At 42.9% G+C, this 24336-nt stretch carries 28 protein-coding genes; 20 read left to right on the plus strand and 8 right to left on the minus strand.

Translation table 11 applies throughout. From position 1 onward, the window contains the following. Positions 1-227: 227 nt before the first annotated feature. Positions 228-944 (minus strand): GntR family transcriptional regulator, encoded by a 717-nt coding sequence (locus EL081_RS00310; protein ID WP_006595289.1) that lies wholly within the window; start codon positions 942-944, stop codon positions 228-230. A gap of 132 nt (positions 945-1076) precedes the next feature. On the opposite strand from EL081_RS00310, the gene EL081_RS00315 reads away from it, so the two are divergent. The 15 genes from EL081_RS00315 (at position 1077) to EL081_RS00390 (ending at position 17739) form a co-directional block, all read left to right on the plus strand. Then, complete coding sequence (locus EL081_RS00315) at positions 1077-2864, plus strand: glycoside hydrolase family 35 protein (RefSeq protein WP_126403581.1); 1788 nt, start codon at positions 1077-1079, stop codon at positions 2862-2864. Continuing rightward, entirely contained in the window at positions 2861-3337 is a 477-nt protein-coding gene (locus EL081_RS00320; protein WP_126403582.1) for a PTS system mannose/fructose/N-acetylgalactosamine-transporter subunit IIB, read from the plus strand. Before EL081_RS00315 ends, EL081_RS00320 begins: the two co-directional genes overlap by 4 nt. A gap of 40 nt (positions 3338-3377) precedes the next feature. Continuing rightward, positions 3378-4292 carry a PTS mannose/fructose/sorbose/N-acetylgalactosamine transporter subunit IIC gene (locus tag EL081_RS00325; RefSeq protein ID WP_126403583.1) on the plus strand — a complete coding sequence of 305 codons (915 nt, stop codon included), beginning with the start codon at positions 3378-3380 and terminating at the stop codon, positions 4290-4292. Beyond that, positions 4279-5100 (plus strand): PTS system mannose/fructose/sorbose family transporter subunit IID, encoded by an 822-nt coding sequence (locus EL081_RS00330; RefSeq protein ID WP_009731973.1) that lies wholly within the window; start codon positions 4279-4281, stop codon positions 5098-5100. Before EL081_RS00325 ends, EL081_RS00330 begins: the two co-directional genes overlap by 14 nt. Before the next feature lie 11 nt (positions 5101-5111). Continuing rightward, a complete protein-coding gene (locus EL081_RS00335; protein WP_023024891.1) occupies positions 5112-5516 on the plus strand; it encodes a PTS sugar transporter subunit IIA in 405 nt (134 codons plus the stop codon). A gap of 97 nt (positions 5517-5613) precedes the next feature. Then, positions 5614-6777, plus strand: coding sequence for an SIS domain-containing protein (locus EL081_RS00340; RefSeq protein WP_126403584.1), 1164 nt, complete (start codon positions 5614-5616; stop codon positions 6775-6777). Between the two features lie 27 nt (positions 6778-6804). Beyond that, on the plus strand, positions 6805-7845 hold the full coding sequence (locus tag EL081_RS00345) for an aldose epimerase family protein (RefSeq protein WP_126403585.1): 1041 nt from the start codon (positions 6805-6807) through the stop codon (positions 7843-7845). Between the two features lie 664 nt (positions 7846-8509). Next, on the plus strand, positions 8510-9508 hold the full coding sequence (gene ruvB, locus EL081_RS00355) for a Holliday junction branch migration DNA helicase RuvB (protein ID WP_045760104.1): 999 nt from the start codon (positions 8510-8512) through the stop codon (positions 9506-9508). Between the two features lie 6 nt (positions 9509-9514). After that, positions 9515-10081 (plus strand): nucleotidyltransferase family protein, encoded by a 567-nt coding sequence (locus tag EL081_RS00360; RefSeq protein ID WP_126403587.1) that lies wholly within the window; start codon positions 9515-9517, stop codon positions 10079-10081. Between the two features lie 118 nt (positions 10082-10199). Next, complete coding sequence (locus EL081_RS00365) at positions 10200-10622, plus strand: low molecular weight protein-tyrosine-phosphatase (RefSeq protein WP_126403588.1); 423 nt, start codon at positions 10200-10202, stop codon at positions 10620-10622. 57 nt (positions 10623-10679) lie between these two features. Then, entirely contained in the window at positions 10680-11093 is a 414-nt protein-coding gene (locus EL081_RS00370; RefSeq protein ID WP_126403589.1) for a hypothetical protein, read from the plus strand. Continuing rightward, positions 11083-12900: an acyltransferase family protein gene (locus EL081_RS00375; RefSeq protein ID WP_126403590.1), complete on the plus strand. Its 1818-nt coding sequence runs from the start codon at positions 11083-11085 to the stop codon at positions 12898-12900. The genes EL081_RS00370 and EL081_RS00375 overlap by 11 nt, the downstream gene beginning before the upstream one ends. Before the next feature lie 358 nt (positions 12901-13258). Continuing rightward, complete coding sequence (gene adhE, locus EL081_RS00380; RefSeq protein WP_126403591.1) at positions 13259-15910, plus strand: bifunctional acetaldehyde-CoA/alcohol dehydrogenase; 2652 nt, start codon at positions 13259-13261, stop codon at positions 15908-15910. Positions 15911-16132: 222 nt separating this feature from the next. Then, the gene (locus EL081_RS00385; protein WP_126403592.1) at positions 16133-17182 is read left to right on the plus strand and encodes a zinc-dependent alcohol dehydrogenase family protein; all 1050 of its coding nucleotides are present in this window, start codon (positions 16133-16135) and stop codon (positions 17180-17182) included. A 170-nt stretch (positions 17183-17352) separates the two neighbouring features. Beyond that, entirely contained in the window at positions 17353-17739 is a 387-nt protein-coding gene (locus EL081_RS00390; protein WP_126403593.1) for an ABC transporter permease, read from the plus strand. Between the two features lie 159 nt (positions 17740-17898). Here EL081_RS00390 and EL081_RS10005 read toward each other — a convergent pair whose 3' ends face one another. From EL081_RS10005 to EL081_RS10195, 7 genes are all read right to left on the minus strand, one after another. Next, the gene (locus EL081_RS10005) at positions 17899-18060 is read right to left on the minus strand and encodes a hypothetical protein (protein WP_006595272.1); all 162 of its coding nucleotides are present in this window, start codon (positions 18058-18060) and stop codon (positions 17899-17901) included. Positions 18061-18072: 12 nt separating this feature from the next. Next, positions 18073-18240 (minus strand): hypothetical protein, encoded by a 168-nt coding sequence (locus tag EL081_RS00395; RefSeq protein ID WP_023024913.1) that lies wholly within the window; start codon positions 18238-18240, stop codon positions 18073-18075. Between the two features lie 196 nt (positions 18241-18436). Then, positions 18437-18589 carry a class IIb bacteriocin, lactobin A/cerein 7B family gene (locus tag EL081_RS00400; protein ID WP_126403594.1) on the minus strand — a complete coding sequence of 51 codons (153 nt, stop codon included), beginning with the start codon at positions 18587-18589 and terminating at the stop codon, positions 18437-18439. Beyond that, on the minus strand, positions 18590-18760 hold the full coding sequence (locus EL081_RS10010) for a hypothetical protein (protein ID WP_164555422.1): 171 nt from the start codon (positions 18758-18760) through the stop codon (positions 18590-18592). It abuts the gene before it with no gap. A 5-nt stretch (positions 18761-18765) separates the two neighbouring features. Next, a complete protein-coding gene (locus tag EL081_RS00405) occupies positions 18766-18912 on the minus strand; it encodes a class IIb bacteriocin, lactobin A/cerein 7B family (protein WP_126403595.1) in 147 nt (48 codons plus the stop codon). A 33-nt stretch (positions 18913-18945) separates the two neighbouring features. Then, positions 18946-19074, minus strand: a complete 129-nt coding sequence (locus EL081_RS10190; RefSeq protein ID WP_267472029.1) for a hypothetical protein — start codon at positions 19072-19074, stop codon at positions 18946-18948. A 15-nt stretch (positions 19075-19089) separates the two neighbouring features. Then, on the minus strand, positions 19090-19215 hold the full coding sequence (locus EL081_RS10195; protein ID WP_269148389.1) for a hypothetical protein: 126 nt from the start codon (positions 19213-19215) through the stop codon (positions 19090-19092). A 396-nt stretch (positions 19216-19611) separates the two neighbouring features. Between EL081_RS10195 and EL081_RS00410 the strand changes: the two genes are divergently transcribed. The 5 genes from EL081_RS00410 (at position 19612) to EL081_RS00430 (ending at position 24335) form a co-directional block, all read left to right on the plus strand. Beyond that, positions 19612-20310 carry an N-acetylmannosamine-6-phosphate 2-epimerase gene (locus EL081_RS00410; RefSeq protein ID WP_126403596.1) on the plus strand — a complete coding sequence of 233 codons (699 nt, stop codon included), beginning with the start codon at positions 19612-19614 and terminating at the stop codon, positions 20308-20310. A 143-nt stretch (positions 20311-20453) separates the two neighbouring features. Further along, positions 20454-21770, plus strand: a complete 1317-nt coding sequence (locus EL081_RS00415) for an extracellular solute-binding protein (RefSeq protein ID WP_126403597.1) — start codon at positions 20454-20456, stop codon at positions 21768-21770. Between the two features lie 205 nt (positions 21771-21975). Further along, entirely contained in the window at positions 21976-22863 is an 888-nt protein-coding gene (locus EL081_RS00420; RefSeq protein WP_164555423.1) for a carbohydrate ABC transporter permease, read from the plus strand. Between the two features lie 15 nt (positions 22864-22878). Continuing rightward, positions 22879-23718, plus strand: a complete 840-nt coding sequence (locus EL081_RS00425; protein ID WP_048717106.1) for a carbohydrate ABC transporter permease — start codon at positions 22879-22881, stop codon at positions 23716-23718. Positions 23719-23882: 164 nt separating this feature from the next. Then, positions 23883-24335, plus strand: coding sequence for a YhcH/YjgK/YiaL family protein (locus EL081_RS00430; RefSeq protein ID WP_126403598.1), 453 nt, complete (start codon positions 23883-23885; stop codon positions 24333-24335). Position 24336 lies beyond the last annotated feature (1 nt).

Genomic DNA, 24336 nt, shown 5'->3' on the forward strand with positions numbered 1-24336 from the left:
TAAACTTGATCAAAAAAGACAAACATCATGAGATGTTTGTCTTTTTCTTTGCCTATAACAGGTGCTCTAGACCCTGAATTTATCATAATAAATTTTGACTGATTAAACTATTTATAGGAAGTCTATCACTAATTATAGATTATTCGTTTTACATGTTTTAGGAACTATTTTTTCATGCTATAATTTGTATCATAAAAGTCTGAGGCCAGACCCCAGACTTTGAATGATCAATGATCACGATCACAAGAGATAAATTTGATTTTGTAGTAGTCGCCACGTTTATAGGTTTCGCTATATTCGAGAATTTGACCGGTCGCTTCCAATTTTGTCGTCTTCACTTGACGGACAGTTGGGAAGTTTTCATCGATATTCAACACAGAAGCGATTTTGCTTGGTGTTGGAAATACAATATCATTGATTTCTTCAAAGTGTTCATCATTCATATGAATATGATAATCTTCTTTGAAGCGATCATAAATCGAACTATAGTAATCTAAGCTCGGATAATTTGGGTTAATATATTGCTCTGGGACATAGGTCTGGTGGTAGATATAGGTATCTTCACCAATATGACGGGTCCGATCAATCTTATAATAGAATTGAGTCGGAGCGAGCCCTAGTTTATCCAAGATGTTCAGCGCGTTGCCACGCTTAATAGAGAGAACTTTTACAGTCGCTTTTTGGATAGGGAAGGTTTCAACGTCTGAAAACTCAACCAGCTTGTGTTTTCTAGCGCGCGAAACAAAGGTTCCTTTTCCTTGTTGGCGGACGATGTATCCATCGCTAGCCAAATCGTTCAAAGCCCGAACAACAGTAATCGAGCTAACATTATAAATCTTAATCAGCTCGGCTTCTGTGTAAAATTTATCTCCATTTTCGAATTTGCCTGAGATAATTTGTTGTTTCAAATCATCTTTGATGTGTTGGTATTTTGGGATTGCCATGTACTTCACCTCTTCTTTCGGATATCCCTTGTTAATATTATTTTAACATATTTTTTTAAAAGTTGTTGACATTTTTTTATTAATATATTATATTAATAAATGAAAAGGGTTTCTTAGAAGGAGGTTCTCAGTATGGGGGCATTTGAAATCCGTGAAGATTTTTATTTAAATGATCAACCTTTTAAGATTTTATCTGGTGCAATTCATTATTTTCGGATCGATCGTGAGGATTGGTATCATTCCTTATATAACCTAAAAGCTCTAGGTTTTAATACTGTTGAAACCTATGTTCCATGGAATGCTCATGAGCCACAAAGAGGCCACTTTCACTTTGAAGGGAATTTGGACCTGGAGCACTTTATCCAAGTAGCTCAAGAGTTGGATCTGTATGTGATCCTCCGTCCATCACCGTTTATTTGTTCGGAGTGGGAATTTGGGGGCTTGCCAGCCTGGTTAATCGAAGAAGACCTTCGGATTCGTTCATCAGATCCGGCCTTTCTCGAGGAAGTGGCTCGCTATTACGACGAGCTCCTGCCACGTGTGGCCAAGTACCAATTGGATCGTGGGGGCAATATCCTCATGATGCAGGTGGAAAATGAATACGGCTCTTATGGCGAAGACAAAGCCTATCTTCGGGCGATCAGAGATCTAATGATCGAGCGGGATATTACTTGTCCACTCTTTACTTCTGATGGACCTTGGAGGGCGACTCTTCGAGCAGGGACTTTGATTGAGGATGGACTCTTTGTAACCGGTAATTTTGGTTCGCGAGCCAATTACAACTTCTCTCAGATAAAAGAGTTCTTTGCGGAGCATGACAAAAAGTGGCCACTCATGTGTATGGAATTTTGGGATGGCTGGTTCAATCGTTGGAAAGAACCCATCATCAAGCGGGATCCAGAAGAGTTGGCAGAAGCTGTCCATGAGGTCTTACAAGAAGGCTCTATCAATCTCTACATGTTTCATGGTGGGACCAACTTCGGATTTATGAACGGCTGCTCAGCACGAGGGACCGTGGATCTCCCACAGGTGACATCCTACGACTATGACGCTCTCTTAGATGAGCAGGGCAACCCGACTCCTAAGTATTATGCGGTCAAGCAGATGATGGCGACCCACTATCCAGAGTATCAACAGATGGATCCGCTTGTGAAGTCGAGTTTATCTGAACGAACATTGGAGTTGACCAAAAAGACTAGTTTGTTCGGCAACTTAAACGAGATTGCTCAAGTCACCGAAAGTCTTTACCCACAGACCATGGAAGAAATCGACCACCCATTAGGCTATCTTCTCTATGAGACAGAAGTGGAAATGGATGCGGAAGAAGAGCGCTTGCGTATCATCGATGCGCGTGATCGGGTACAGGTTTATGCCAATGATCAGTTGATTGCCACTCAATACCAAGAAGAAATCGGTCAAGATCTTTTTTTAAACGGAAAAAAGAAAACGATTACAAACTTAAAACTCTTGATCGAAAACATGGGACGAGTCAATTATGGGCACAAACTCTTAGCGGACACCCAACGAAAAGGAATCCGAACAGGGGTTTGTATCGATCTTCATTTCAAGCTTCATTGGAAACAATATGCGCTTGATTTTAGCCAGCTGGACCGCTTGGATTTTTCGAAAGAATGGCAAGAAGGTCAACCAGCTTTTTATCAATTTGCTTTTCATCTAGATCAGGTTGAGGATACCTTCCTTGATATGACTGGATTTGGAAAAGGGATCGTTCTTGTAAATGGCCACCATATCGGTCGTTTCTGGGAAGTCGGTCCAACACTCTCCCTCTACATCCCTCATGGTTTTCTCAAAGATGGGGAAAATGAGATCCTCGTCTTTGAGACAGAGGGCACTTGGACGGAGACCTTAAAACTTGTTTCACAACCTACATTCAAAGAAGTAAAGGGGGAAAACTTATGACTATTGTAGGATGCCGTATCGATGGACGTTTGATCCACGGGCAGGTAGCCAACCTATGGACTACCAAACTAAATGTTTCACGTATCATGGTGATCGATGATGAAGTCGCTCAAAATGATATCGAAAAAAGTGGCTTGAAACTAGCGACACCGCCTGGTGTCAAGCTCAGTATCTTGCCAGTAGCAAAGGCTGCAGAAAATATCTTGGCTGGAAAATATGACAGCCAACGTCTCTTCATCGTAGCTCGCAAGCCAGACCGCTTCCTCGGCTTGGTAGAAGCAGGTGTGCCACTTGAAACTTTAAACGTTGGGAACATGTCTCAATCAGACGAGACTCGTCCGATTACTCGTTCGATCAACGTAGTGGATGCCGATGTGGAAGCCTTCCACAAGCTAGCTGAAAAAGGAGTTAAGCTAACTGCCCAAATGGTTCCAAATGATCCAATTGAAGACTTCTTGAAGTTGCTCAAATAGTTTATAAATAAAAAAAGAAAAATTTTAGGAGGAAATTGTCATGATACAATGGTGGCAAATTTTACTACTTACTTTGTACTCAGCTTATCAAATCTGTGATGAGTTGACGATTGTTTCATCAGCAGGCTCACCAGTCTTTGCTGGTTTCATTACAGGACTTGTCATGGGAGATTTAGGGACAGGTCTCCTTATCGGAGCTTCTCTTCAATTGACAGTACTCGGTGTTGGTACTTTTGGTGGAGCTTCTCGTATCGACGCGACTTCTGGTGCCGTTCTTGCAACTGCCTTCTCAGTAGCAGGAGGAATCAAACCAGAAATTGCGATTGCAACGATTGCCGTTCCGGTAGCAGGTCTCTTAACTTATGCAGATATCCTTGGTCGGATGAGTACAACTGCCTTTGCACACCGTATTGATGCGGCGATTGAACGCTTTGACTACAAAGGAATTGAACGTAACTACCTTCTCGGTGCTCTTCCTTGGGCTCTTTCTCGTGCCCTTCCAGTCTTCTTAGCTCTTAAGTTCGGTGGGGCTTATGTTCAATCTATTGTAGACTATGTTGAACAATACAAATGGATTGCGAATGGTTTGACCCTTGCAGGACGTATGCTTCCAGGTCTTGGATTTGCGATCTTGCTTCGCTACTTGCCTGTGAAACGTCACCTTCACTATCTTGCTCTTGGTTTTGGATTGACAGCAATGTTGTCAGTACTTTACGGAAATGTCCAAAGTGTTGGTAATGCCGTTTCAGCAATGCTTGGAACAGATGCTTTTGCAAAACTTCCAAAAGAACAAATGGTTGCCTTCACAAACAACTTCAAATCTGTATCTATGATCGGGGTTGCCATCATTGGTATCTTCCTTGCAGTGCAACACTTTAAAAACAGCCAACGTACGGTTGTAGCTGCTCCAGCAAGCAATGTAGAAAGCGGGGAAATTGAAGATGACGAATTCTAAGAACTACAAACTCACTAAAGAGGATTTCAAACAAATCAACAAACGTAGCCTCTTCACCTTCCAATTGGGTTGGAACTACGAACGGATGCAGGCTTCTGGTTACCTTTACATGCTCCTTCCACAATTGCGGAAAATGTATGGAGACGGCACACCTGAATTGAAAGAAATGATGAAATTGCATACGCAATTCTTCAATACTTCACCATTCTTCCACACTATTATCACTGGTTTTGATTTGGCCTTGGAAGAAAAAGATGGTGTCAAATCAAAAGATGCAGTTAACGGGATCAAGACAGGTCTTATGGGACCATTTGCTCCTCTTGGAGACTCTATCTTTGGATCTTTGGTTCCAGCCATTATGGGATCTATTGCAGCAACAATCGCGTCACAAGGTCAACCATGGGGTATTTTCCTTTGGATCGCAGTGGCAGTAGCCTATGATATCTTCCGTTGGAAACAGTTGGAGTTTGCTTATAAAGAAGGTACCAACTTAATCAACAACATGCAAAGCACCTTGACAGCTTTGATCGAAGCAGCTTCTGTTCTTGGTATCTTCATGGTCGGTGCCTTGATCGCGTCTATGATCAATGTAGATGTCTCATGGATGCCACACATCGGGGATAAGGCCATCGATATCCAAGACATGCTTAATTTGATCTTCCCACGCTTGGTACCAGCTATCATTACAGGTGTGATCTACTGGTTGCTTGGACGTAAAGGTATGAACTCAACCAAGGCTATCTTGTTGATTATCGTCGCAGCTATTTCCTTCTCTGCCTTTGGACATTTCTTCTTTGGAATGGAATAATGGAGTAAGGTATGGCAAAACAGTTAGTATTGGTCAGTCATGGTCGCTTCTGTGAAGAGCTCAAAGCCAGCACAGAAATGATTATGGGACCACAAGACAACATTCATGCCGTGGCCCTCTTGCCAGAGGAAGGTCCTGAGGAGTTTACAGCCAAGTTTGAAGCCTGTGTTGCAGACTTTGAGGACTACATCGTCTTTGCGGATCTTTTGGGAGGCACTCCTTGTAATACAGTTAGCCGTCTGATTCTTGAAGGACGTGCGATTGACCTCTATGCAGGGATGAACTTGCCAATGGTAATTGAATTTATTAATAATAGCCTGGTCGGAGGAGAAGAAGCTTATCCAGCGCGTGCACAAGAAAGCATCGTGAAGGTTAATGATCTTTTATCCAACTTTGATGACGACGAGGATGAATAAGATACGATAGCGAAAACCGCTTGAACATTCGGAATGGGGCTGGGACAATTGTCTCGGCCTCTTACCGCTTATAAGGCGGGTAGAAAAGAGGAGAAGCATGCTAGATTATACAAAAGAAGACCTGCTTGAACTGGGGGCTGAAATTACGACACGCGAAATTTACCAGCAACCGGAAGTTTGGAAAGAAACCTATCGTCTCTATCAAGAGAAAGCAAAAGAAATTCAAGAGTTTTTAGAGACCATTGGGAAGCGTCATGGCTACATCAAGGTTATCTTGACAGGTGCAGGAACTTCAGCTTATGTGGGGGACACCTTGGTTCCTTATCTGCAGGAAGTGCACGATGAACAGCACTGGAATTTCCAATCCATTGCGACGACCGATATCGTGGCGCATCCACAAACCTATCTCAAAAAAGAAGTGCCGACGGTCTTGGTTTCCTTTGCACGAAGCGGCAACTCGCCTGAAAGTGTTGCGACAGTTGAGTTGGCTCAAGACTTGGTCGATGAACTCTATCAGATCACCATTACCTGTGCAGAAGAAGGGAAGTTGGCCCAGCAGGCCCACGGAGATGAGCGCAATCTCTTGCTCTTACAACCAAAAGAAACCAATGATGCTGGCTTTGCCATGACTTCTAGCTTTACCTCTATGCTCCTGACAGCCCTCTTGGTCTTTGATCCAAGTGAGGAAAAAACCAAAGAAAAACGGGTTGAAGAATTGATTCATCTGTCAGAGCAGGTCTTGGAGAAAGACCGCGAGGTCAAGGAAGTTGTCGATTTAGATTTCGAGCGCGTCATCTATCTAGGAGCAGGACCTTTCTTTGGGCTAGCTCATGAAGCCCAGCTCAAGATTTTAGAGTTAACTGCCGGTAAAATCGCGACCATGTACGAGAGTCCTGTCGGCTTCCGTCACGGTCCAAAATCCCTCATCAATGACCAGACTCTGGTCTTGGTCTTTGGATCAATTGACCCTTACACACGCCAGTACGATCTAGATTTGGTTGGAGAGGTGGCTGGAGATCAGATTGCCCGTCAGGTCGTCCTTTTGACCGACCAAGTTGCTGGGATTGAGCATGTACGAGAAGTGTTAGTAGCATCTTCTGCAGACTCACTAGATATCTACCGTGCCTTCCCATACATTATCTATGGTCAATTGATTTCCCTCTTGACATCGCTCAAGGTTCAAAATCGCCCTGACACGCCATCACCAACAGGAACGGTCAACCGTGTTGTACAAGGAGTGGTGATTCACCCTTTTCACTAGAATGAAAGATCTTGGAGGAGACAACTTGTGAAACACTATCAAAAATATCTATTTGGTCAATTGGATGGCCAAGACATAGAAGCTTATCGCCTCGAAAATGACCTTGGGTATCAATTGTCTGTCATGACTTATGGAGCTACTATTTTAGAATATGTGACACCAGACAAGCATGATCAATTCGCCAACATTGTATTGGGCTTTGACAATTTTGATGCCTATGTTGGTAATAGCCCCAAGTATGGTGCCAGCATTGGCCCAGTCGCGGGCCGGATTGCAGGGGCCAGCTTTGAGCTCAATGGTCAAACCTATCACTTAGAAGCCAATAACGGCGCCAACTGCAACCACAGTGGATCGACAGGTTGGGACAGCGCCTTGTTTAGCGTGGAGTCGATAACAGACCAAGAAATCACTCTGTACACAGAGCGTGCGGATGGTACTGGTGGTTTCCCTGGAAATCTCAAGATCTGGGTGACCTATAGTTTGACGGAAGCAGGGGAGCTGGAAATTAGCTACCGAGTAGAAACAGACCAAGACACCTTAGTCAATCCGACCAACCACAGCTATTTCAACCTATCAGGCAACTTCACTCAGCCGATTAATGACCATGTCTTTCAGATCAATCATCAGGGGCTTTACCCCATCCATCCAGATGGCGTCCCTCTTCACACTGTGGACAAAGAAAGTCCGATCGTTCAGCATCTTTATCAAGCTATGCTGTTAGAGGATCTCTTTAAGGATGCTGATCCGCAAATCCGCCTGGTAGAGGGATTGGACCATCCTTTCGCTCTACCAGATGGACATGAAAATGCAGGCTTCTTCTACCATCAACCATCTGGTCGCTTTTTGACCTTCAAGTCAGAGGCTCCCGCCTTGGTGGTGTATTCAGCCAATTTTGTAGATGAAACCGTTCATCTTCAAGGAAAACCAATGGTTCAACACAATGGCTTGGCCCTCGAATTTCAAACAGTGCCAGATGCCATTCATAGTGACCAAGCTGAAAAGGTCATCTTGAGGGCAGGTCAAGTCTTTACCAGCAAGACCAGCTACCATGCCATCGCTAAGAAATAATGAGGAAGGGGGAGGCTCCAAACAAGGATGTGAAATTCTTAATTGGAGCTCCCTCTTTTTCTCGAAAAATTCTTAAAAATGACTATAAGGAAACTTTAAGCTTCCCGTCGTATACTAATACCATCATCAAAGACCTCCTAACTTTGAATGATAAAACTCCTAAAACTTTTTCATAATAATCTCCCTATAAGAGCCACCAAAACCGGTGGCTTTTTCTATGGGAGTGAGACAGAACAATTTTTTAAAATTGCTTCGCGTCCTTATTTTTAGGCTCATGTTGAAAAGGTTCCCCAAACCTTTTCAATTGTCTCACCCCCGCACAGTTGATTAGGTAATCTTTGGAGCTATAAGAGCGAACAAAGATAGCAATCAACCACTGCGTTATGGAATTATTACTAAACCTATTTCATTGAACCAAACCTGACAAGGACGTAGACGAGCTTAGGTACATTGACGCAGTTTGAGTGGAGCGAAAACTACGTTCCTTTTTATTATGGTGAAGGTAGTCCAATAGGGTCGCAGACGGACTACGATCCTTAAACAGAAACAAGTTGTTTTAAGAGGAAAATCGGTTCCGAAAACCGATAATCAATAATTAGTAATATATCGAATAGAATATGATTTTAAATCATCAGAGACGTCATTTTTTGCTATAATAGACTGTATGAGTAGAATTTTAGACAATGAAATCATGGGCGATGAAGAGGCTGTTGAACGGACTTTACGCCCGCAATATTTACATGAATATATCGGTCAAGATAAGGTCAAGGACCAGCTGAAAATCTTTATTGAAGCGGCTAAGCTTCGAGATGAAGCACTGGATCATGTCCTTCTTTTTGGACCTCCGGGTCTGGGGAAAACAACCATGGCTTTTGTCATTGCAAACGAACTGGGTGTCAATCTTAAGCAGACTTCCGGTCCTGTCATTGAAAAGGCTGGTGACTTGGTAGCCATCCTTAATGATCTAGAGCCGGGGGATGTTCTCTTTATCGATGAGATCCACCGTCTTCCCATGTCCGTCGAAGAAGTGCTCTACAGTGCTATGGAAGATTTTTACATCGATATCATGATTGGTGCTGGCGAGACTAGCCGGAGTGTCCATCTGGACCTCCCTCCTTTCACTTTGATTGGGGCGACGACTCGAGCGGGTATGCTGTCCAATCCCTTGCGCGCTCGCTTTGGAATTACGGGGCATATGGAATACTACGAGCAAGATGATTTGACAGAGATTGTCGAGCGGACCGCCGAGATCTTTGAGATGGAGATCACCCACGAAGCCGCTGAAGAGCTTTCTCTTCGTAGTCGTGGGACTCCCCGGATTGCCAACCGTTTGCTCAAACGGGTGCGCGATTTTGCTCAGATTATGGGCGATGGCTTGATTGATGACACCATTACCGACAAGGCCCTTTCCATGCTGGATGTGGATCATGAAGGGCTGGACTATGTCGATCAAAAGATCCTGCGCACCATGATTGAGATGTACGGAGGTGGCCCGGTTGGCCTTGGGACCCTATCGGTCAATATTGCTGAAGAACGCGAGACGGTAGAAGATATGTATGAGCCTTACTTAATTCAGAAAGGTTTTATCATGCGGACCCGGACAGGGCGCGTGGCAACCCGCAAAGCTTATGAACACCTGGGTTATCCCTACAATGGAGACTAGAAGAAGATGCTGACGGAAGAAGCGATCGTAGAGCAAATCCAAGTGGATCCGGAGATGATGACTGTCTTGGCCATTATTCGGGATCTCGACCTGGCAGATGCCTGGCTTGCAGCGGGTGCGGTACGAAATTTCATCTGGAACCAGCTCTCTGGAAGACCAGGATTTGACGCGACGACGGATCTGGATCTGGTCTTTTATGACCCTACGATTAGCTATGAGGAGACTCTCCAGATCGAGCAAGAATTAAAGAGGACCTATCCTCAGTATGCCTGGGAAGTCAAAAATCAAGTCTACATGCACCAATATAGCCCAGGGACATCTCCCTACAACAGTGCCTGCGATGCTGTTTCCAAATACCCCGAGCAGTGTACGGCTATTGCGGTTCGCTTAAGGAAAGATGGTCAGTTGGAGCTCTTTCTCCCCTATGGGACAAGGGATATCGAAGACTTCATCGTTCAGCCGACTCCACATTTTTTAGCCAGTCCAGAGCGTTTGGCGGTTTATAAGGAACGCATGCGGAAGAAAGATTGGAAACGAAAATGGCCAGCCCTTCAGATCATCCTGCCTGAATAAAAAAACAAAGTCAGCCCACCTCAATGGTGGACAGGCTTTTTTCGTCTTGCCTCAAAATTATAATTTTAGCAGATTATATTTTTCTCACATTCTGTTATAATAGAAAGGAGGTGCTGTCATGAAAAAAATCGTATTTGTGTGTTTAGGAAATATTTGTCGAAGCCCCATGGCGGAATTTGTCATGAAGGACTTGACCAACCAGTATGAGATTGAAAGTCGTGCTACTTCTAACTGGGAGCATGGGAACCCTATTCACCAAGGGACTCAAAAGATTTTTCGTAGTCATGGCGTGCCCTATGAAGCGTCTAAAACATCTCTTCAAATCAGCGACCAAGATTTCCATACCTTTGATCTGATCTTAGGAATGGATGAGAACAATGTGGCCGATCTCAAACGAATGGCACCGCCTGGAACAGAGCACAAGATTCATCTCTTTGCAGGAGAAAGTGTCCCAGATCCATGGTACACAGGAGATTTCGAAGAGACCTATCGCCGTGTCCTAGCTGGTTGTCAAGGATGGTTGGAACGATTAGAAGATTAGTTTCGGACTTGCTCCTTAAATGAGTAACCGGTTGAATAGAAACAGAATGAACAAAATATGGAAAAAATAAAAGAACTATATGAGACCTATAAGGTCTATGTTACGAGAGAGAATATTGAACGATTGTCCTTGGGAATTATTGTTCTGTCTGCTTTGTGGGTTTTTCTTTCCTCCATTCCTCACCGAGGTGTTTTGACCCTCGATAAGGAAGCTATTCGCTACGATGGAAGCGTCGTTCGAGGCAAGATGAATGGCCAAGGGACGGTGACCTTTGAGAACGGAGATACCTACAAGGGTAATTTTGTCAATGGGACCTTTAGTGGTCATGGAACCTTTACAGCCAAGGCTGGTTGGAAATATGAAGGTGAATTTGTCAATGGCCAACCAGAAGGCCAGGGAACCTTGACGACAGAACAAAATGTCGTTTATAAAGGAACGTTTAAACAAGGAATTTATCAAAATGCGAATTAAATGGTTTTCATTGGTACGGATAACGGGACTTCTTCTCGTCCTTCTCTACCATTTCTTTCAAAAAGTTTTTCCTGGTGGATTTATTGGAGTCGATATCTTCTTTACTTTCTCAGGATTTTTAATCACGGCTCTTCTGATCGATGAGTTTGCCCGTCATCAAAAAATTGATCTCAAGGGCTTCCTTCGACGCCGCTTCTACCGGATTGTTCCTCCTTTAGTCTTTATGGTCTTGCTGGTCATGCCTTTTACCTTCTTGGTCAGACGAGACTTTATTGCTGGGATTGGGACACAGATTGCGGCCGTCTTTGGCTTTGTGACCAACTTCTATGAGATGTTAAGTGGCGGAAGTTACGAAAGTCAGTTCATCCCCCATCTTTTCATTCATACTTGGAGTTTGGCTCTTGAAGTTCATTACTATGTCCTCTGGGCGCTCTTGGCTTGGTTTTTGGGTAAAAAAGCTAAATCAGTTGGCCAATATAGAGGCTATATCTTCCTATCTTCGACAGGTCTCTTTTTGGTGACCTTCCTGACCTTCTTTGTCGGAGCACTGGTCACGAAGAATTTATCCAATGTCTATTTTTCTAGCATCGCTCACGTCTTTCCTTTCTTTGTGGGGAGTGCTTTAGCGACAGTAACAGGGATTACGACGACTAGCCCAAATCTTACTCAATTAGTGAAGAAGCTATCTCTACAGAAGACGTTAGTGATTTTAGCGGGTGCTTTTCTAGTTTTGTTGGTCTTGACCTTTATCCTTCCATTTGATAGTGTTTGGACCTATTTATTTGGCTTTTTAGTAGCGACTCTTGCTGCTTCTGTGATGATTGTCATGGCTCGTGTCCTCCATGAAAAGACGCCGGATCAGAAGGAACCAGCAGTGATTACCTTTATTGCAGATACCAGTTATGGGGTCTATCTCTTCCACTGGCCATTTTACATCATCTTTTCTCAATTAATGACCAATGGCTGGGCTTCTCTATTAACAGCACTCGTATCCTTTAGTCTTGCTGCCTTGAGTTTCTATATTATTGAACCAACCTTGGCTGGACGTGAACCGAAGATTTTTGGGATCTCGATGGATCTCAGAAGTTTCACGAGACCACTCTTTTACAGCGCGATTCCCTTGACCTTGCTCATGTTTGGGATTGCACTCTTTGCGCCACGCGTCGGAGCCTTTGATGAAAACCTGATTACCGAAGGTCTTCGTCAATCCGACAGCAAGATGCAGATCACGCGTGCCCAGGTCGACAATGCTTCAGCGACTTCCTACAATGTGTCAGATGGCGTGACCATGATCGGAGATTCTGTAAACCTCCGGGCATCAGATTATTTGAAACAAGTTCTGCCAGATATCCAAATGGATGCCTTGGTGAGTCGTAATCTGGACTCAGGCTTAAAAGTATATGAAACGGATATTGCCAATAGGGTCTTGCTCAAGAACGTGGTGATTGCACTTGGAACTAACTCTTCTAATAATTATCAAGAATTGTTGGATAAGTTTGTTCAAGAATTACCAAAAGGCCATCGCTTAATCTTTGTGACACCATATGACGGGCGTGAAGCCAATGATAGCAATAGTGTCACCGTTCAGACTCGAGAGTATGAGCTGGAGTTGGCTAAAAAATATGACTATGTCTATGTAGCAGACTGGTACCAAGTGGCTATCGATAACCCGGCTATTTGGGCTGGAACGGATAGCGTCCACTTTGGTTTAGAATCAGATGGTTCCATCGATGTTGGAGGAAACCTGTATGCCAACGTCGTGAAAGAAGCAGTTGATCAAGCCAATCAGGGGCCGGTTAAACCATAAAATTTACTATATGATTTAAGCAATTTTCACTTGAAGAAAATTGCTTTTTTTAGTAAAATTAAGAAAACGCTTACAAAAATTGCGTGAAAATATTTGTTTGTGAAATTGAAGTGCGTTCTCAAAAAATTCCTTCAATTTTTTCTTGAAAATACTCCTGTATAGAAGGAGAAGGAGGATTCATGGAAAAAAGTTAAAAAAATCTTTGTGAAACTATTTACAAATTTTCTAAAATAGAGTACAATAATATTGTGAAAAAATTAACAAATCGAAATTTCTTACACTATTCTTGAAAGTTTCTGAAAACAAGAAAAAGTTCCGGAAAAGGATAAGGGTTTCAAACATTGGAGGAAAGCATCAAATGGCTGATAAAAAAACTCTCTCACCTGAAGAAAAGAAACTCGCTGCTGAAAAACACGTAGACGAGTTGGTGCAAAAAGCGCTTGTTGCGCTTGAAGAAATGCGCAAATTGGATCAGGAGCAAGTAGACTACATCGTTGCAAAAGCATCTGTAGCTGCTCTTGACGCACACGGTGAGCTTGCTCTTCATGCATATGAAGAAACTGGTCGTGGAGTCTTTGAAGACAAGGCGACTAAGAACTTGTTCGCTTGTGAGCACGTTGTAAACAACATGCGTCACACCAAGACAGTTGGTGTCATTCAAGAAGATGACGTCACTGGTTTGACCCTTATTGCTGAGCCAGTCGGAGTCGTTTGCGGGATCACTCCTACAACAAACCCAACTTCAACAGCAATCTTTAAAGCATTGATTTCCTTGAAGACACGGAACCCTATCGTCTTTGCCTTCCACCCATCCGCTCAAGAATCATCAGCTCATGCAGCACAAATCGTACGTGATGCAGCGATTAAGGCGGGAGCACCTGAAAACTGTGTGCAATGGATCACACAACCATCTATGGAAGCAACCAGTGCCCTTATGAACCATGAAGGGGTTGCAACCATCCTTGCAACAGGTGGGAATGCCATGGTGAAAGCGGCCTACTCTTGCGGGAAGCCAGCTCTTGGGGTAGGTGCAGGTAACGTCCCTGCTTATGTTGAAAAATCAGCCAACATCCGCCAAGCTGCACACGATATCGTCATGTCTAAATCATTTGACAACGGAATGGTCTGTGCGTCTGAACAAGCGGTCATCATCGATAAAGAAATCTACGATGAGTTTGTTGAAGAATTCAAATCTTACCACACTTACTTTGTTAACAAAAAAGAAAAAGCCCTTCTTGAAGAGTTCTGCTTCGGCGTAAAAGCTAACAGCAAAAACTGTGCGGGTGCGAAGTTGAATGCGGACATCGTTGGGAAACCAGCAGCATGGATCGCTGAACAAGCTGGCTTCTCAGTCCCAGAAGGAACCAATATCCTTGCTGCAGAATGTAAAGAAGTTGGTGAAAAAGAGCCTTTGACTCGTGAAAAATTATCACCAGTCATTGCAGTCTTAAAATCTGAAAGCCGTGAAGACGGAATTAACAAAGCACGCCAAATGGTTGAATTCAACGGTCTTGGCCATTCAGCTGCTATCCATACAGCAGATGAAGAATTGACCAAAGAATTTGGTAAAGCAGTTAAAGCCATTCGTGTCATCTGCAACTCTCCTTCGACTTTCGGTGGTATCGGGGATGTTTACAATGCCTTCTTGCCATCATTGACACTTGGATGTGGTTCTTACGGACGCAACTCTGTTGGGGACAACGTTAGTGCCATCAACCTCTTGAATATCAAAAAAGTCGGACGCCGGAGAAATAACATGCAATGGATGAAACTACCTTCAAAAACATACTTTGAACGTGATTCAATTGAATACCTACAAAAATGTCGTGACGTTGAACGTGTCATGATCGTTACAGACCACGCTATGGTAGAGCTTGGTTTCCTTGATCGCATCATCGAACAGCTTGACCTTCGTCGCAACAAGGTGGTTTACCAAATCTTTGCAGACGTAGAACCAGATCCAGATATTACAACCGTTGAACGTGGTACAGAGATCATGCGTGCCTTCAAACCAGATACCATCGTCGCTCTCGGTGGTGGATCTCCAATGGATGCGGCTAAAGTAATGTGGCTCTTCTACGAGCAACCAGAAGTGGACTTCCGTGACTTGGTTCAAAAATTCATGGATATCCGTAAACGTGCCTTCAAGTTCCCATTGCTTGGTAAGAAGACGAAATTCATTGCCATCCCAACAACATCTGGTACAGGATCTGAAGTAACACCATTTGCTGTTATCTCTGATAAAGCAAACAACCGTAAATACCCAATCGCAGACTACTCATTGACTCCAACCGTTGCCATCGTAGACCCTGCCTTGGTATTGACTGTTCCAGGATCTGTTGCAGCAGACACTGGTATGGACGTTTTGACTCACGCAACAGAAGCTTATGTATCTCAAATGGCAAGTGACTACACTGATGGTCTTGCTCTTCAAGCCATCAAACTTGTCTTCGAAAACTTGGAAAGCTCAGTGAAGAATGCGGACTTCCATTCACGCGAAAAGATGCACAATGCGTCAACTATCGCAGGTATGGCCTTCGCCAATGCCTTCCTCGGTATTTCTCACTCAATGGCCCACAAGATTGGTGCGCAATTCCACACGATTCACGGACGTACCAATGCCATCTTGCTTCCATACGTCATCCGCTACAACGGTACACGTCCAGCTAAGACAGCGACATGGCCTAAGTACAACTACTACCGTGCAGATGAGAAATATCAAGACATCGCTCGTATGTTAGGACTTCCATGCTCTACACCAGAAGAAGCAGTAGATGCTTATGCAAAAGCTGTTTACGAACTTGGTGAGCGCGTAGGAATCGAAATGAACTTTAAAGCACAAGGGGTTGATGAAAAAGAATGGAAGAAACATTCTCGTGAATTGGCCTTCCTTGCTTACGAAGATCAATGTTCACCAGCTAACCCACGTCTTCCAATGGTAGACCATATGCAAGAAATCATCGAAGATGCTTACTATGGTTACAAGGAACGTCCAGGACGTCGTAAATAAGACGCTACTGAACAAATGATGTTTATCAGCTATCCCTCACTCAAAAGAGCGGGGGATTTTTCTTTATTTTAACGATAGAAATTGGTTTTTGTGATCTGAAAATTATCTTTTAAAAAAAATCTAATAAATATGTTGCAAGCGCTTACCTTTGTATGTTATAATATTCACAAAGTAAAACTACAATAAAATGGTTTGATAAAACCAACAAAAAAGGAGTCGCTTATGAAAGCAGCAACATATGTATCCGCGGGAAATCTTCAGTTGATTGATCAACCAAAACCAGTGATCAAGAAACCAACTGATGCGATTGTGCGTTTGGTAAAAACGACCATTTGTGGAACAGACCTCCATATTTTGGGTGGTGATGTTCCAGCTTGTAAAGAAGGGACCATCTTGGGTCACGAAGGAATTGGGATTGTCGAAGAAGTCGGCGATGCGGTTGCGAACTTTAAGGTAGGAGACAAGGTTATCATCTCTTGCGTAACAGCTTGTAACACTTGCTACTACTGTAAACGTGGTTTGCCTTCCCACTGTGAAGATGGGGGCTGGATCCTTGGCCACTTGATCAACGGTACTCAAGCAGAGTATGTCCATATCCCTCACGCAGACGGCAGTCTCTATCATGCGCCAGCTTCTGTAGATGATGAAGCCTTGGTTATGCTCTCAGATATACTCCCAACTTCCTATGAAATTGGGGTGCTCCCATCCCATGTGAAACCAGGAGACAACGTTTGTATCGTTGGTGCTGGTCCAATTGGCTTAGCAGCTCTCTTAACCGTACAATTCTTCTCTCCAGCCACTATTATCATGGTAGACTTGTCAGAATCTCGTCTTGAAGCTTCTAAGAAATTTGGAGCGACTCATACGATTTGTTCAAGTGATATTGATGAAATCAAGGCCTTTATCAATGAAGTGACCGATGGTCGTGGTGTTGATATCTCTATGGAATGTGTAGGCTATCCAGCAACCTTTGATGTCTGCCAAAATATTATCTCTGTCGGCGGTCATATTGCCAACGTCGGAGTGCATGGGAAGCCAGTTAGCTTCAATCTTGATGACCTTTGGATCAAGAACATTACGCTCAATACCGGTTTGGTCAATGCCAATACAACTGAAATGCTTCTTAACGTATTGAAATCTGGTAAGATTGATGCGACGAAGTTGGTGACCCACCACTTCAAACTTTCCGAAGCAGAAAAGGCATACGAAATTTTCAAACATGCTGGCGAAAACAATGCCCTGAAAGTCATTATTGATAACGACCTCAGCTAAGAAGGCTCAATCGTTTGATGCTGAAACAAAAGGGACAGGAACAGATTCATGTTCCTGTCCTTTTTAACAGATGTAGTAGTTGTTCTTGTCACATCTATTTACTTGTCACTCCTAATAAAACGTACTATAATATGATTAGAAATATAACATAAATAGAAAGGTGTGATCTTATGAAAATGTTCCATTATCATCGTGAGTTCTGGCTGGACTTCCATTTCTGGCTCTTGATCTTACTTTTAGTGGCTGTAGCTATGATGACACAGGATCCGCTTTCGGTTGTTAGCCTCGCTTATCTTGCTTTTGTAGGGATTTTTATTCTTCTTCAGGTCTTTCAACCGCAGGTGTCCAATCGCCAGCATCCAGTAGGTAGCTACCATTTCAATTGGGACTTTTATCGTGACACCAGACTGTATATTGATCTCTTTTTATTGGCTGGTCTCTTAGAAGGTCCGTTTACTTCAACGGATATAGTTTATTGGATCTTGCTTGGGGCATTCGTCGGCTCTATTGGCTTTGTGTTTGTCGTAAAGGAAAAACCGATTCAAAAAACGGCCTAGTGCATTGAAAGTTCTAGAAGACATTTATTTGGGATCTCTCTCCTCGATGATGAAGAGGGAGAATAGAAAAAGGTCTTGCTTCGTACACACGAAAAAATCCTAGCTTTTTTAAAAGCTGGGATTTTTTGTACTGTTTAGTGAGATGATAAAGAAGTGTTACTATTTGCCTCGTTTGCGAGCGTATTCGTCAAAGGCGCCAGCGAAGGTTCCCATGAGTAGGGGAGTTGCGATCAGTCCGACAGTAATCCAGACGGATCCACCGTCCACATGGCTGAGTTCCTGCTCGGACAAGCTTCTAAAACGTGTTTCTTCGAGTTTCATGCTTGCTCCTTTCTAGTGCATGATGCCATTGATGATACTACGGCCAAAATCACGCCCGGAATTGTATAAAATATTCCAGGTTTGAACGATGAATTTTGCCGAGTCAAAGACGGAGGCCCCTCCATCAATGGTCGCCAGTTCAGCTTCTGTTAGGCAAGTATAATGGATGCTTGTATCCATAAGTGTCCTCCTTAATGTAAGATCGTGTAGAGTAAATCAATTGCCTCGTTCAGAATGGTGAAAGTGACCATGAAGGCAATAGCAAATTTAGGAAAGTACCCTTCTACCTGCTTGGGTGCTTTTTTATCAAGAACGCAGTATCCTGTCAAAAGGATGAGGGTGATAAAGGGCAGAGAAATCATAGAAATGCCTCCTTTTAGAAGAATTTCTTTTTGATATCTTTGCCAATTGTATAGGATAGAGCGACGAGGGCGACGCAGACTCCTGCTGAAACTACTGCTCCGCCGTTAACATCGACTAGTTCATCTTCCGTCAAGGTTACAAAGTTTTGTGTGAATTCTGTTGTCATTTAGTTTTCCTTTTTATTTTTTACTTGTTTTAGGGTAGCATCGACTGCCAAATAGATTGTGGCTGCAATGGCTAAATTCATATTGGGTTGAAACGCAATCAGATGTGCATCGTGTAACATGGTTAATCCGATAATGATGGCGAAAATAATGGTGTGTAAATGTCGTTTCATAAGCCTTATCCTAAAATGAAGCCAAGGGCTAGACCAGTGATGATGCATCCTCCGTAGACGATAAAAGGTGCTACCCCACCGTTGACATGAGTTAACTCTTCATCTGTCAGAGTAGTGAATTGATTGTCAATCAGTTGATTTGTTTGTGTCATAAGCTATCTCCTTTTCTAATGTATTGTCTGTTATTACTTTCTTTGGCAACTACTTAAAGCCAAAAGTCCAAGAGGAATCAAGATGAAAGGGATGAAACCTCCAGTACATTCTTCTAGTTCAGCGTCGTTTAGTTTTGAAAACTTTTTATCAATTGTTGTCATGATATTTCCTTTCTGTTAGAGCACATTGGCTAGTGTTTTTCCTAGTTCGTAGCCTACTTGATAGATGCCATACATCAAAACGGGTGCTAGAATGCTAGCGAGTATGATGAGTGCCATTTTTTTATTTTTCCTTGTATTCATGATTTCTCCTTACAGGATGATCAGTGATAAGAATAGTAATAGAATAAAAAATTGTGTATTCTTTTTCATGTTCGGTATTCCCTTTCCTTATTTATTTGCGGAAGAAGTAATACAAAAACCATGGGATGATAATGGGAGTATAGTACATCTGTGGTCCTCCTTTCTTTTTGTTTGGTCACTTATACTATTCGTATAAAAATCTGGAAATGGAAAAAATTTCTTAAAAAATTTTAGAATGTTAGCATCTCTGAAACTAGTTTCATAGGAATGGAAGAATAGTTTAAAATATGAAACTATTATCAAAATGGCTCGACAATATTGTAAGCGCTTTAAAAATACTATATAATAACCTTACAAGTACTCGAGTTGACGTAATAAACAAAGGAGATGGAATGTATGTCCAAGATCACAAAAGAAGAATTAATTCAACAGATCAAAGACGGCATTATCGTTTCTTGTCAGGCGCTTCCTCATGAACCTCTCTACACAGAGGCAGGAGGTGTGATCCCTCTCTTGGTCAAAGCAGCTGAGCAAGGAGGGGCGGTTGGAATCCGGGCGAATAGTGTCCGCGATATCAAAGAGATCAAGGAAGTGACAAAGCTTCCGATTATCGGGATCATCAAGAGAGATTATCCTCCTGAAGAACCATTCATTACTGCTACCATGAAAGAAGTAGATGAATTGGCCGAATTAGATATCGCAGTGATTGCCCTGGATTGTACCAAACGTCCGCGTCATGACGGTCTATCGATTGTCGACTTTATCCAGCAAGTGAAGGAGAAATATCCTGATCAACTCTTGATGGCAGATATCAGCACCTTTGAAGAAGGCTTAACAGCTGTCGAAGCAGGGGTTGACTTTGTCGGAACAACCTTATCGGGCTACACAGATTACAGCCCGAAAGTAGACGGACCTGACATTGACTTGATTCGCCAACTTTGCCAAGCGGGTGTCGATGTGATTGCGGAAGGTAAGATTCACTATCCTGTACAAGCAAAAGAAATTCATGACCTGGGTGTCAGAGGGCTTGTGGTAGGGGGAGCCATTACGCGACCTAAAGAAATTACAGAACGCTTCGTTGCGGCTTTAAAATAGAAAAAAGAACAGTAAAAAGAGACAAGGAGGAAGCTAGGAAGAGAGAAATCATCCAGTAGAAATTAGAATATTTAATAATCACCGTCCTCAGTGAGGATATACTAAGTAAGAGAAATCTTACCGCAAACGTGAGGAGAAATCACATGAAAATGAAAAAAGTACTGTGCTCGTTGGTAGCTGGTGCAGCGGTGCTAGCACTTGCAGCTTGTGGATCTGGAGGAGGATCTAAGTCTGAATCTTCAAGCGATAACTCTGGTAAAACAGAAATCACTTGGTGGGCCTTCCCAGTCTTTACTCAAGAGAAAGCTGATGATGGTGTAGGAACCTACGAAAAATCAATTATCGAAGCCTTCGAAAAAGCCAATCCAGATATCAAAGTCAAACTAGAAACCATCGACTTCAAATCTGGTCCTGAAAAGATTACAACAGCTATCGAAGCTGGAACTGCTCCAGACGTTCTCTTTGACGCACCAGGGCGGATCATCCAATACGGTAAAAATGGTAAATTGGCTGACTTGAATGATCTCTTTACTGAAGATTTTGTAAAAGATGTCAACAACGACAATATCATTCAAGCTAGCAAGGCTGGCGACACTGCTTACATGTATCCAATCAGTTCAGCACCATTCTACATGGCCATGAACAAGAAAATGTTAGAAGATGCAGGAGTTCTAGACCTTGTCAAAGAAGGCTGGACAACAGACGACTTTGAAAAAGTCTTGAAAGCTTTGAAAGACAAAGGTTACACACCAGGATCCCTCTTCAGTAATGGTCAAGGTGGAGACCAAGGTACTCGTGCCTTTATCGCTAACCTTTACGGTGGTTCTGTAACAGATGAAAAAGTAACCAAGTATACAACAGATGATCCAAAATTTGTCAAAGGTTTAGAAAAAGCTTCTAAATGGATTGAAGATGGTTTGATGATGAATGGTTCCCAATTCGACGGTGGAGCAGACATCCAAAACTTCGCTAACGGTCAAACTTCTTACACCATCTTGTGGGCACCTTCACAAAACGGTATCCAAGCTAAATTGTTGGATGCAAGTAAAGTTGAAGTAGTTGAAGTACCATTCCCATCTGATACAGGCAAACCAAAATTGGAATACCTTGTCAATGGTTTTGCAGTCTTCAACAACAAGGATGAAAAGAAAGTAGCAGCAGCTAAGAAATTTGTTCAATTCATCGCAGACGACAAAGAATGGGGTCCAAAAGATGTTGTTCGTACAGGAGCCTTCCCAGTTCGTAGCTCATTTGGTAAATTGTATGATGACAAACGGATGGAAACCATCAGCACTTGGACTCAATACTACTCACCATACTACAACACAATCGACGGCTTTGCAGAAATGCGTACACTTTGGTTCCCAATGTTGCAATCTGTTTCAAACGGGGATGAAAAAGCAGAACCAGCTTTGAAGACCTTTACTGAAAAAGCAAACGAAACGATCAAGAAAAAATAGATCATCTATGAAACTCAAATGATCCTTTCATAGAAATAAGAAAGCATAGGCCCCCTCGATTTCTTATCTCCATGTGTAGATTGAAAGAGGGGGCCTTCGTGTTTTCATTCTTCCTATTGATTCTTTATTTGAAGCAATAGGGAATTGCTTCAAATAAAGAATCAAGTAATAAAAATAGAAAAAGAACATCAGGAGGTGCCTTATTGTGAAGGTAAACAAAATCCGAATGAGGGAGACGCTGGTTTCCTACGCATTCTTAGCACCCATTTTAATCTTCTTTATTGTCTTTGTATTAGTACCAATGATTATGGGGTTTGTCACTAGTTTCTTCAACTACTCGATGACCTCCTTCAAATTTGTTGGTCTTGAAAATTACTCCCGCATGTTTGCGGATAAGGTCTTTATCAAGTCCTTGATCAATACTGTCATCATCGTTATCGGATCCGTTCCAATCGTAGTATTGTTCTCCTTGTTTGTGGCTTCTCAGACCTATCATCAAAATGCCATTGCGCGTTCCTTCTATCGTTTCGTCTTCTTCCTTCCAGTTGTTACAGGGAGTGTAGCGGTAACGGTTGTGTGGAAATGGATCTATGATCCGCTATCAGGGATTTTGAACTTTGTATTGAAATCTGGACATGTCATCAACCAAAACATTTCTTGGTTGGGGGACAAGCACTGGGCTTTGATGGCCATCATCATCATCTTGTTGACCACCTCTGTTGGTCAACCGATCATCCTCTACATCGCTGCTATGGGAAATATTGATAATTCTCTCGTAGAAGCAGCGCGTGTCGATGGTGCGACAGAACTTCAAGTTTTCTGGAAGATCAAATGGCCAAGCTTGTTGCCAACAACTCTTTATATTGCGATCATTACGACCATTAACTCTTTCCAATGTTTCGCCTTGATCCAATTGTTGACATCCGGTGGTCCAAACTACTCAACGAGTACCCTCATGTACTACTTATATGAAAAAGCCTTTAAGCTCTCTGAATACGGTTATGCCAACACCATGGGTGTCTTCCTTGCGGTGATGATTGCTATTATCAGTTTTGCGCAATTCAAGATCCTCGGAAACGACGTAGAATACTAAAGAAAGGAGCCTCAGATGAAACCAACACAAAAGAAACCCATCACTGCCTTTACAGTGATTTCAACGATCATTTTGCTCCTTTTGACAGTCTTGTTCATTTTCCCATTTTATTGGATTTTGACAGGTGCCTTTAAGTCTCAGCCAGATACCATTATGATCCCACCTCAATGGTGGCCAAAGACACCAACCATGGAAAACTTCCAACAGTTGATGGTACAAAACCCAGCCTTGCAATGGTTGTGGAACAGTGTCTTCATCTCTCTAGCAACCATGCTTTTGGTGTGTATGACCTCTTCCTTGGCAGGATATGTCTTGGCTAAGAAACGCTTCTATGGGCAACGAATTCTCTTTGCTACCTTTATCGCAGCCATGGCCCTTCCAAAACAAGTTGTCTTGGTTCCATTGGTACGCATTATCAACTTTATGGGAATCCACGATACTCTTGCAGCGGTGATCTTGCCACTGGTCGGATGGCCATTCGGGGTTTTCTTGATGAAACAATTTAGTGAAAACATCCCAACAGAACTCTTAGAATCTGCTAAGATCGATGGTTGTGGAGAGTTACGGACTTTCTGGAGCGTTGCCTTCCCAATTGTCAAGCCGGGATTTGCAGCCCTTGCCATCTTTACCTTCATCAACACCTGGAACGACTACTTTATGCAATTGGTAATGCTGACCTCTCGTCAAAACTTGACTATTTCACTAGGGGTTGCGACCATGCAGGCTGAAATGGCCACCAACTATGGCTTGATCATGGCTGGGGCAGCCCTAGCTGCGGTGCCAATCGTTACAGTCTTCCTAGTCTTCCAAAAATCCTTCACTCAAGGGATTACCATGGGAGCGGTCAAAGGATAAGCCATCTGCTTGGACAAACGATAGTAGTGTACAGATACTTTTTTCTAGGCTGAGAGGTGTAGGGCTCTTGCAGGCTCTACACCTCATCGGTGCCCTAGAAGGGGCTAGGGAAGAAATCACTTGTTTTCTTTTCTCGTCCTAAGAAGTGTCGAAAGGAAAAGTGTATGATATTTGATGATTTAAAAAACATCACCTTTTACAAAGGGATCCATCCCAATCTAGATCAGGCCATTGATTTTCTCTATGAGCATCGGAAGGATTCTTTTGAATTAGGGAGATACGACATTGATGGAGATAAGGTCTTTCTCGTCGTTCAAGAAAACACCCTCAATAAAGAAGAAAGCAATCGCTTTGAGCACCACAAAAGATATGCCGATTTACATCTTTTGGTAGAAGGACATGAGTTTTCGAGGTATGGATCTCGTGTGACAGGTGAGGCGCTCGCCTTTGATGAAGCATCGGACATCGGTTTTGTCCATTGCCAGGAGTCTTATCCACTTCATCTGGGGTATCATAATTTTGCGATTTTCTTCCCAGGGGAACCTCATCAGCCCAATGGTTATGCGGGTCAAGAAGAAGTCGTTCGAAAACAGTTAGTGAAAATTTTAATCGATTAAG

This window comes from Streptococcus viridans, assembly GCF_900636365.1.
Classification (GTDB): domain Bacteria; phylum Bacillota; class Bacilli; order Lactobacillales; family Streptococcaceae; genus Streptococcus; species Streptococcus viridans_A.

Excerpts from the sequence above, each read along its gene's own strand:
- EL081_RS00365 (WP_126403588.1), top strand. The coding sequence starts at position 10,200 with ATGAAAAAAATCGTATTTGTGTGTTTAGGAAATATTTGTCGAAGCCCC.
- EL081_RS00415 (WP_126403597.1), top strand. The coding sequence starts at position 20,454 with ATGAAAATGAAAAAAGTACTGTGCTCGTTGGTAGCTGGTGCAGCGGTG.
- EL081_RS00315 (WP_126403581.1), top strand. The coding sequence starts at position 1,077 with ATGGGGGCATTTGAAATCCGTGAAGATTTTTATTTAAATGATCAACCT.
- EL081_RS00425 (WP_048717106.1), top strand. The coding sequence starts at position 22,879 with ATGAAACCAACACAAAAGAAACCCATCACTGCCTTTACAGTGATTTCA.
- EL081_RS00385 (WP_126403592.1), top strand. The coding sequence starts at position 16,133 with ATGAAAGCAGCAACATATGTATCCGCGGGAAATCTTCAGTTGATTGAT.
- EL081_RS00375 (WP_126403590.1), top strand. The coding sequence starts at position 11,083 with ATGCGAATTAAATGGTTTTCATTGGTACGGATAACGGGACTTCTTCTC.
- EL081_RS10190 (WP_267472029.1), bottom strand. The coding sequence starts at position 19,074 with ATGACAACAATTGATAAAAAGTTTTCAAAACTAAACGACGCTGAACTA.
- EL081_RS00395 (WP_023024913.1), bottom strand. The coding sequence starts at position 18,240 with ATGGATACAAGCATCCATTATACTTGCCTAACAGAAGCTGAACTGGCG.
- EL081_RS00360 (WP_126403587.1), top strand. The coding sequence starts at position 9,515 with ATGCTGACGGAAGAAGCGATCGTAGAGCAAATCCAAGTGGATCCGGAG.
- EL081_RS10195 (WP_269148389.1), bottom strand. The coding sequence starts at position 19,215 with ATGAATACAAGGAAAAATAAAAAAATGGCACTCATCATACTCGCTAGC.
- EL081_RS10005 (WP_006595272.1), bottom strand. The coding sequence starts at position 18,060 with ATGAAACTCGAAGAAACACGTTTTAGAAGCTTGTCCGAGCAGGAACTC.
- EL081_RS00310 (WP_006595289.1), bottom strand. The coding sequence starts at position 944 with ATGGCAATCCCAAAATACCAACACATCAAAGATGATTTGAAACAACAA.
- EL081_RS00390 (WP_126403593.1), top strand. The coding sequence starts at position 17,353 with ATGAAAATGTTCCATTATCATCGTGAGTTCTGGCTGGACTTCCATTTC.
- EL081_RS00335 (WP_023024891.1), top strand. The coding sequence starts at position 5,112 with ATGGCAAAACAGTTAGTATTGGTCAGTCATGGTCGCTTCTGTGAAGAG.
- EL081_RS00320 (WP_126403582.1), top strand. The coding sequence starts at position 2,861 with ATGACTATTGTAGGATGCCGTATCGATGGACGTTTGATCCACGGGCAG.
- EL081_RS00405 (WP_126403595.1), bottom strand. The coding sequence starts at position 18,912 with ATGACACAAACAAATCAACTGATTGACAATCAATTCACTACTCTGACA.
- EL081_RS10010 (WP_164555422.1), bottom strand. The coding sequence starts at position 18,760 with ATGAAACGACATTTACACACCATTATTTTCGCCATCATTATCGGATTA.
- EL081_RS00330 (WP_009731973.1), top strand. The coding sequence starts at position 4,279 with ATGACGAATTCTAAGAACTACAAACTCACTAAAGAGGATTTCAAACAA.
- adhE (WP_126403591.1), top strand. The coding sequence starts at position 13,259 with ATGGCTGATAAAAAAACTCTCTCACCTGAAGAAAAGAAACTCGCTGCT.
- ruvB (WP_045760104.1), top strand. The coding sequence starts at position 8,510 with ATGAGTAGAATTTTAGACAATGAAATCATGGGCGATGAAGAGGCTGTT.
- EL081_RS00430 (WP_126403598.1), top strand. The coding sequence starts at position 23,883 with ATGATATTTGATGATTTAAAAAACATCACCTTTTACAAAGGGATCCAT.
- EL081_RS00370 (WP_126403589.1), top strand. The coding sequence starts at position 10,680 with ATGGAAAAAATAAAAGAACTATATGAGACCTATAAGGTCTATGTTACG.
- EL081_RS00340 (WP_126403584.1), top strand. The coding sequence starts at position 5,614 with ATGCTAGATTATACAAAAGAAGACCTGCTTGAACTGGGGGCTGAAATT.
- EL081_RS00410 (WP_126403596.1), top strand. The coding sequence starts at position 19,612 with ATGTCCAAGATCACAAAAGAAGAATTAATTCAACAGATCAAAGACGGC.
- EL081_RS00400 (WP_126403594.1), bottom strand. The coding sequence starts at position 18,589 with ATGACAACAGAATTCACACAAAACTTTGTAACCTTGACGGAAGATGAA.
- EL081_RS00325 (WP_126403583.1), top strand. The coding sequence starts at position 3,378 with ATGATACAATGGTGGCAAATTTTACTACTTACTTTGTACTCAGCTTAT.